The sequence below is a fragment of the Phyllobacterium sp. P5_D12 genome (assembly GCF_054049495.1).
The window spans coordinates 1-7,696 of sequence record NZ_JBFUMG010000200.1; the positions used below are offsets into that span (position 1 = coordinate 1).

Sequence of the window (7,696 nt, forward strand, 5' to 3'; positions counted from 1 at the left end):
GTCTTACGCGTGCACAGGAGCATTTGCTCGTTCTCGGACGTCAGACGGCAGCGGAGCGCGTGGCTGCTTTCCTCCTCGACCTGGCGGAACGTCAGGGTGGATTGGAACGGGTGGAGCTTCCCATGTCACGCATGGACATAGGCGACTATCTTGGTCTAACAATCGAAACTGTGTCCCGGGTATTTTCAAAGTTGAAAGACAAGGGGATCATCGCCCTTCCAACGTTGCGAAGTGCCGAGATCAAAAAGTGGAACGCGCTGCAGGCAATGAGTGAATAGCGCATCCTTAAAGCTCGCGGCCAAATCATGAGAAATTATCTACGACGGCTGACGGGACGGGTAAGAAGCGACCCTGCCGACCGCCACTTGGCCTACATTTTGACTTTTGTCGCGGGTGCGGCGAATGCCGGAGGTTTTCTGGCAGTACAACAGTATACCTCGCACATGTCGGGCATCGTGTCGTCGATGGCCGATAGCTTTGCGTTGGGCGATGTCAAATTTGTACTTTCCGGACTGGCCGCGTTTGCTTCGTTCGTCGCAGGCGCGGCCGTTTCGGCTATCCTCGTCAATTGGGGCCGGCGACAATCACTGCAAAGCGAATACGCTTTTCCGATCATGATCGAGGCCCTTCTGCTGCTTTGCTTTGGCCTAATGGGCAGCAATCTCTCCCGGCGTGAATGGCTGTTTGTTCCCGCGACCGTCATGCTCCTATGCTTCATCATGGGCCTGCAAAACGCCGTGATCACCAAGCTTTCCAACGCTCGAATTCGGACGACCCACGTTACGGGGATGACGACAGATATGGGAATTGAACTGGGGAAGCTTTTCTATTGGAATATAGCGCGTGACGACACTGCCAGACCCATGGTCCGCGCGGACCGAGCGAGACTGAAGGTCCACGCATCGCTGGTATTCCTGTTCTTTGCCGGGGGCATCGTTGGCGCAGTGGGGTTTAGATTTGCCGGCTTTGGAGCAACGATATTTCTAGCCCTCATCCTCCTGGTCGCTGCGGCTGTGCCGTTCTTCGACGATGTGAAAACAACGCTGAGTAAGACCTGGGCGCGGTGAATGTTGTGTGTACCTCTGTTTAACCCGGATCAATGCATTTCCTGAAGGCGAAAGAGTGTGGCCGGAGGCCGTAGTGGCCGCAAGCTTCAAACAATCAGACGACGGTGAGCAAGTTCTCGACCGCTTTGACGCCGGGTGCTGACAATGCTGCCCGCGCTGCAACGCTGCGTTCCGCCCAAACCTTCACATGCCCCTCGAGAACTACCTTGCCAGTATCGTGAACCGTCACTCGAATGTCGGACGGCTCAATCCGGGCACTTCTCTTCAGGGAATCCTCAATTCGCCTCTTGACGTCAAACGACGACGCGTAGGGTTTGACCTGGATGTTATTGGCGACGTCGAAAACGCCCGCCAGTGCTCGCACGGCTTCCGTAGCCGCTATCTTCTGGTAATTCCAATCAACGATCCCTGAGAGAACCACCCATCCCTTGTCAACTTGCACTTGGACGGCTCCATCAGGAATGGCGGTACTCCAACTCAAGATGTTAAGCGCGCGCTTTGCGATCTCATCGTCTGCTGTGCGATGGCTGCCGACAGGACGCACCTCTATATCCAGCGCGATCCCGCGAACACTTTTGACGTGGCAAACAACGTCGGCGGCGGTGTTTTTTTCCATGTAGGTAGGAACGTGTCCCGTCAAAGTGACGACTCCATTTTCGACGGAGACGCCGATGTTTGCAGCGTTGAGGCTTGGTTCGAATTCAAGTTCGTCGAGGATGTTCTGTCGCAAAACCATGTCGTTCATTGTAGTGATCCTTTGAGCAAACGGCCGACGCCGAGGCTACATTCTCGCCTCGCGTTGCAACCGAGGCATTGATCAGGGTCAAAGCGTCAATGGCAGCGTCGGCCTATTTGACCGTGGCGATTATCGATGTACTTGCGGGACACGTTGCCGTGGCCCTCATACCAACAACCACTGTTCTCTGTTGTGAAGACGATTTCAGGATATCGGCGACATTTGGTATCATAACCGCTCAATTGGGCCACTGGCTCTCTGGTGGATTCGCAGAGACGCCTTTCTTAAGCGAACGCTTTGGCGGAGACTCCTCACCCGTTGGTTTTTGAGACAGGCCGACTTCTTGAGCGTACAATACCTAAACTGCATGTCAGGGGTTTTGAATGCACTTTGCTGCAATCCGAGACTTCGTCGCCAAGGAAAGCGTCCTGCTGGCCTTGAGCCTTGCTTTATCGTGGGCGTCACCTTCGCTGGCGCAGACCGCGGCAGCACCACCTCCTCCCGCAAAGGTTGAAGAACTCATCAAGCTCCTGGATGATCCGGAAATCAAAGCGTGGATCACCACAAAGGGTGCGCCGCCAACCGCTGCAGACGAACCTGCCGTGCCAACAGCGAGTGACTTTATGGTTTGGTCGGACGCCGTTCGTGCCCATCTGCGCGGCATTGGACAAGCCATTCCCGCGGTTCCCGCCGAGTTCTCGAAGGCACACTCAATGATCATGACCGAAATCAACGGTCGACGTCCCGCAGCGATCGTGCTGCTCTTCACTGCGTTTGCTGCGCTGGGCTTCGGTGCCGAATTTGTGGTTCGACACATTCTCAGCCGCGAGGGCCGGCGAATGGCTATGTCCGCTAAGATCGAGGCTTCGCCCGCGCGCCACCATATCATCGGCCGCTCGATTTTCGCGGCCATCGCTCCGTTAGTGGTCTTTGCTTTGGCCAGTATCGGTGCCTTCCACGCCTTCACTTGGCCGCCGCTGCTGGCCATGCTCGTGCTTCCCATGCTCGTGGCGCTAATCGCCTGGCGCGTGATTATGCAGATTACTGCCACACTACTCGGTGTAAGCCGCGATGAAATAAATGGCGAGAGCGTCGCCAAGGTGCGTCTTATTCCCATGGATGACGTGCAGGCAGCCTTCTGGTATCGCCGTATTGCCTTGTTCGCAGGCATCTTCCTTACGGGCTGGGTAGCGGCCGGGATGATGACGGCGCTGAATTTCGCGCCCAACGTCAAAAGCCTGATCGTTTACTTACTCGGCCTCGGCCTTCTGGCGGTCGCACTGGAAATCGTGTGGAACCGCCGGGAAGCCGCCGTTGTATCCCGAGCTTACCGCGCCAAGGAGTGGCTGCTCACACTTTATCTGTGCGTACTCTGGCTGCTGTGGATTGCCGGCATGAGCCTGGCGCTGTGGGTCGGAATATACGTCCTTATCCTTCCTCCGATCCTGAGAATGACCAGCACCATCGTCCAGTCGTTTTTCGGCAGTCCTGAAGATTCTCCAAAGAGCAGAAATCAGGTTTTGGAAGTGCTCATCGAGCGGGCCGCGAGGGTGGTCATTATCGCGCTCGCCGCAGCTTGGCTCGCTGCTGTCGTTCGGCTTCGCGCAATGGGTTTGATGGAGGACGAGGCTGCCAGCCGCATGATCCGCGGCGTATTGGGAGGCATAGTCATTCTGCTCGCAGCCGACCTGATCTGGCATATGGTCAAGGGCTTCATCAATCAGCGCATCGAACGTGCCCGCATCGAAGGGGGCGATGAAGCAGCACTGGCCCGCAGCGGGCGACTGATGACACTGTTGCCGATCCTGCGCAATTTTCTTGCCGTGGCGATCGCCGCCGTTGCAGTCATGATGGTTCTGTCGGGGCTTGGCGTGGCAATCGGCCCATTGATCGCGGGTGCGGGCATTTTCGGCGTCGCCATCGGCTTCGGCTCGCAATCGCTGGTCAGGGACATCATCAGCGGTATCTTCTACATGACCGATGATGCATTTCGGGTCGGAGAATATATTCAGAGCGGCAGCTACATGGGGACCGTTGAATCCTTCGGCATCCGCTCGGTCAAACTGCGCCACCATCGCGGTCCGATCTTCACCATTCCCTTCGGTACGCTGGGCGCGGTGCAGAACATGAGCCGGGATTGGGTCATCGACAAGTTCTTCATCTCGGTCAACTTCGACGCCGACCTCGTCAAGGTCAAAAAATTGGTGAAGGGTGTCGGTGCGGCGCTGCTAGAGGACGAGGAACTTGGCCCGCAGATCATCGAGACGGTCAAGATGAAGGGCGTGGAGGCCTTTAGCGACTATGGCATCAAACTGAGCTTCGCCGTGATGACGAAGCCCGGCCACCAGTCCTCTATCCGGCGTCGCGCCTACGCGATGATCCGCGAAGCCTTTGCGTTGAACGGCATCGGCTTTGCGTCACCAACGGTGCAGGTCGCAGGCGGCGAGGATCATTCAGGAAATGCCATGGCCGCGGCTTCCGGCGAAACCATTGCACGCAAGAAGGCTGCTGATGCCAAATTGAAATTGGTGGAGGGCGAAAGCTGAAGGCTATCAACAGGGATCTGGGAGGATCGAAAAATGAGCGTGTTCGTGGCCGAGATTTTAGGACGGGGAATTGTCGCCTTCGACGCGGCGAATGAAGATGATGCGAGGATGCGTCTGTCGGATGAGGCGTTACGGCGGGACCTGCATGTGTTTCAAAACCAGGGCCGTTGCCTCTGGGACGGTGTCGCGGAAATCAATCTGCGTGGAGCGCTCCCGAAGGAAGCCGAAATTTGGCAAGCCAGCCGCACGACGGCTGGCCAGTCGGGCGAGCCTGACGGTCAGGATGACTGGCGTATTTTCTTGCTTCCGGTTGTCGATCCTTCGAGATTCGATGATGACGACGATGATGACCGGGACGATGGCGATTAAGCTGCGTGCGAGGGGTGTATGTCCGTTGAGGTTTATCGATAGGACATGATGCCAAGCCTAAAACTGGTAAGAGCCAGACGGTGGAATTTGGACTATTATGGCACAGGTCACTGGATTCAGTTACTAGGATCGGCCTTTCCAACCAAGCAAGCGCATCGCATTCGCCGTTACCAAGACGGTCGCCCCGGTGTCGGCAAGGATGGCTGGCCAAAGCCCGGTGATTCCGACAATGGTGGTTATCAGGAAGACACCTTTCAGACCGAGAGCGACTGTAATGTTCTGGTGGATGTTGCCCATCACGCGCTTCGACAGGTCGATCATGTTGGCGACATCGATCACACGGCCATGAAGGATCGCTGCATCGGCAGTCTCCAGGGCGACATCTGTGCCGCCACCCATGGCAATGCCGATGTCGGCGGCAGCAAGAGCCGGAGCGTCGTTGATGCCATCGCCGACCTTGGCGACGACGAGGCCGCCGCGCTGCATTTCACCGACGATCCTTTGCTTGTACTCGGGCATCAGTTCGGCCCTTGGCTCGATACCCAGCTTCTCGGCAATGGCCTCTCCGGTTCGGCGGTTGTCTCCTGTCAACATGACCGCTTTAACTCCGGCATCGCGAAGCAATGCCAAACCTCGCTCGGCGTCTGGGCGTGGCTCGTCGCGCATTGCGATCAATCCTGCGAGCTTGTCCGCGACGATGAGAACAGAGACCGTTTTTCCTTCGTCATTCAATGAGGTGATAGAGTCGGTCTGTTCCTTGGAGAGGGAAACGATATCTCCTGCCGCTTGGGGTGAACCCAGGAATACCGCTTTGCCACCAACATTGCCTTCAACACCTTTGCCGGAAACCGCCTTGGCAGTCGTCGCTGGGGGAATTGGAGCTTTCTCGGCCTTTGCCTTGTCGAGGATGGCCATCGCCAGCGGATGACTGGAACCCATTTCCAATGCCGCGGCCGTTGAAAGTATCTGCTTCTCCGGGGTACCGAACGAGACGATATCGGTGACGACAGGCTTGCCCTCGGTTAGCGTCCCGGTCTTGTCAAAGGCAACGGCGGTGATTTTGCCGAAAGTTTCCAGCACAGCGCCGCCCTTCACAAGAAGCCCACGTCTCGCTCCTGCCGACAGCCCCGCCGCGATGGCGGCAGGTGTGGAAATGACGAGTGCGCAAGGGCAACCAATCAACAGGATTGCAAGACCTTTGTAGACCCATTCGCTCCACAATCCGCCCATTGTCATGGGTGGCAACACTGCTACAAGTGCCGCGACAACCATGACGGCTGGTGTGTAATAGCGGGAGAAGCGGTCGATGAAGCGTTCTGTAGGTGCTTTGCTTTCCTGAGCTTCCTCGACCAGGCGAACGACACGGGCAATCGTGTTGTCATCTGCGGTTGCAGTTACGCGGATGCGCAGAACTCCATCGGTGTTGATGGTTCCGGCAAAGACACTGTCACCAATGTGCTTGCGCTTTGGTGTGCTCTCACCCGTCACCGGAGCTTCATCAATCTCGCTCGTGCCTTCTGTTATATCGCCATCAGCCGGGATGCGGTCGCCGGGCCTGACCAGAATGACATCGCCGATTGCCAACTTGCTTGGCCTCAATTGTTGCCGTTTGTCGGTCGCGCTCCACCAAAGCAGTTTTGGGCACGAGATCGGCAAGTCCCTGAATGCTGGCGCGTGCCCTTCCCGCCGCCACGCCCTCAAGCATTTCGCCGACAAGGAATAGGAATACGACGGCGGTAGCTTCCTCTCGAGCACCGATGATCACCGCTCCCACTGCCGCAATCGTCATCAGCATTTCAATGGAAAACGGCGTTCCGGCCAGGGCCGCCAAGATAGCTCGGCGTGCAATCGGAACGAGACCGATGAGCATCGCAACGATAAATGCCCATTGCGAGATGTCCGGTATTGCTTTTGCAACCCCGTATGCGGCGACGAATGCCACGCCGCTCGCAATTGTCAGAAGGCTTTTTCGGCTTGTCCACCAGGATCCCGACGGAAGTCCATGGTCGTGACTGCGCAATTCCACAGTCTGTTCGACATGATCGTCATGATGATCATCGGCACGACCATCRGAACCTGCAGTCTCCGCGGCGGGGAGTCCCAGAAACCATGCCAAGACAAGCCGTCTTTCTTGCCGGAGCCACCTGAGAATTTTGGCGGTGATACTTGGCGATGGCCTGAAGGGCTCATGTCCACGGCGTTTGACAGAGCACAGTMGAAGCTAGGTCAGACCCCACCTGCCCCCTTTCAAATGGAACGATTGGCGCGGGAAGTAATGCGCCTCTTCAACAATGGAAAGCGTGACATAGAATTGATCGCATCCCTGGCGGTAGACGGTCAACTCCAAGACCGCGCACGGTCGCCATCGTCACAGTGATAATCAGAAGTCTTAGTTCTCGCAGGGCAGGTTCCCGAGTTGCTATATGGCAAGGTAGGTTTACCTTGACTAGGTCTGTCCATCAGAAGACAATACAAAAGTCGTCAGGCATTTTATGGCCACTGACGCTTGAGAGTTCCATGTGCTCCCGCCTAAGCGGAGCATGCAATGGATCCAAATTTACACAAGCTCTCCTATAACCAGCAAGATTGGGACATCATGAAGAGGGCGCTCGACAGGGCATCCCTTGTCTTGGGCCGACCTCTCGAAGTAGATCTAAACGCCGAGCGACTGGCCAGGCGCATTATGGCCTTTTTCGACAGTGGTTTGCGCGATTTCGACTTGATAGCTGCCAAGGCTGCCAATGCAGAAGAGAAATCAGAACCAGACCCTCGTGTGACATCAGTTCAGATTGAGTTGCTCCAACAGATCCTTCTACCGTCCGCGTCGCAGCCATTGAGTGCGCATGACGTCCACGACTTCGCCATGAAAACAGACATGAACATCGATCCAATCGAAGAAACCGCGTTGGACGAGATCGCGAAAGAATAACTGAGCAACACCACTGCTCACCCATTAAAGTTTTGCTGGCCTTTCCCGG

General features: G+C 56.4%; 5 protein-coding genes and 2 pseudogenes. 5 read left to right on the forward strand and 2 right to left on the reverse strand.

Features of this window, described 5'->3' with window-relative positions; all coding sequences use genetic code 11:
• Both ACXJ5O_RS14280 and ACXJ5O_RS14285 read left to right on the forward strand, forming a co-directional pair.
• A partial coding sequence (locus ACXJ5O_RS14280) for a helix-turn-helix domain-containing protein (protein WP_457300465.1) occupies positions 1 to 278 on the forward strand: 278 nt, incomplete at its 5' end.
• Between the two features lie 24 nt (positions 279 to 302).
• Positions 303 to 1,037, forward strand: a pseudogene (locus ACXJ5O_RS14285) (YoaK family protein); the annotation flags it as partial.
• 124 nt (positions 1,038 to 1,161) lie between these two features.
• Here ACXJ5O_RS14285 and ACXJ5O_RS14290 read toward each other — a convergent pair.
• Complete coding sequence (locus ACXJ5O_RS14290; protein ID WP_457300466.1) at positions 1,162 to 1,812, reverse strand: BON domain-containing protein; 651 nt, start codon at positions 1,810 to 1,812, stop codon at positions 1,162 to 1,164.
• Between the two features lie 374 nt (positions 1,813 to 2,186).
• Between ACXJ5O_RS14290 and ACXJ5O_RS14295 the strand changes: the two genes are divergently transcribed.
• Positions 2,187 to 4,349 carry a mechanosensitive ion channel family protein gene (locus tag ACXJ5O_RS14295; RefSeq protein ID WP_457300467.1) on the forward strand — a complete coding sequence of 721 codons (2,163 nt, stop codon included), beginning with the start codon at positions 2,187 to 2,189 and terminating at the stop codon, positions 4,347 to 4,349.
• Positions 4,350 to 4,382: 33 nt separating this feature from the next.
• Positions 4,383 to 4,718: a hypothetical protein gene (locus tag ACXJ5O_RS14300; RefSeq protein WP_457300468.1), complete on the forward strand. Its 336-nt coding sequence runs from the start codon at positions 4,383 to 4,385 to the stop codon at positions 4,716 to 4,718.
• A gap of 123 nt (positions 4,719 to 4,841) precedes the next feature.
• Here the strand turns inward: ACXJ5O_RS14300 and ACXJ5O_RS14305 are convergent.
• Positions 4,842 to 6,789: pseudogene (locus ACXJ5O_RS14305) on the reverse strand (heavy metal translocating P-type ATPase); the annotation flags it as partial.
• Between the two features lie 474 nt (positions 6,790 to 7,263).
• Here ACXJ5O_RS14305 and ACXJ5O_RS14310 point away from each other — a divergent pair.
• Positions 7,264 to 7,647 (forward strand): hypothetical protein, encoded by a 384-nt coding sequence (locus tag ACXJ5O_RS14310; RefSeq protein WP_457300469.1) that lies wholly within the window; start codon positions 7,264 to 7,266, stop codon positions 7,645 to 7,647.
• Positions 7,648 to 7,696 lie beyond the last annotated feature (49 nt).

Bases quoted from the DNA above. Each gene is read 5' to 3' on its own strand.
- ACXJ5O_RS14290 (WP_457300466.1), bottom strand. From the start codon at position 1,812: ATGAACGACATGGTTTTGCGACAGAACATCCTCGACGAACTTGAATTC.
- ACXJ5O_RS14295 (WP_457300467.1), top strand. From the start codon at position 2,187: ATGCACTTTGCTGCAATCCGAGACTTCGTCGCCAAGGAAAGCGTCCTG.
- ACXJ5O_RS14300 (WP_457300468.1), top strand. From the start codon at position 4,383: ATGAGCGTGTTCGTGGCCGAGATTTTAGGACGGGGAATTGTCGCCTTC.
- ACXJ5O_RS14310 (WP_457300469.1), top strand. From the start codon at position 7,264: ATGGATCCAAATTTACACAAGCTCTCCTATAACCAGCAAGATTGGGAC.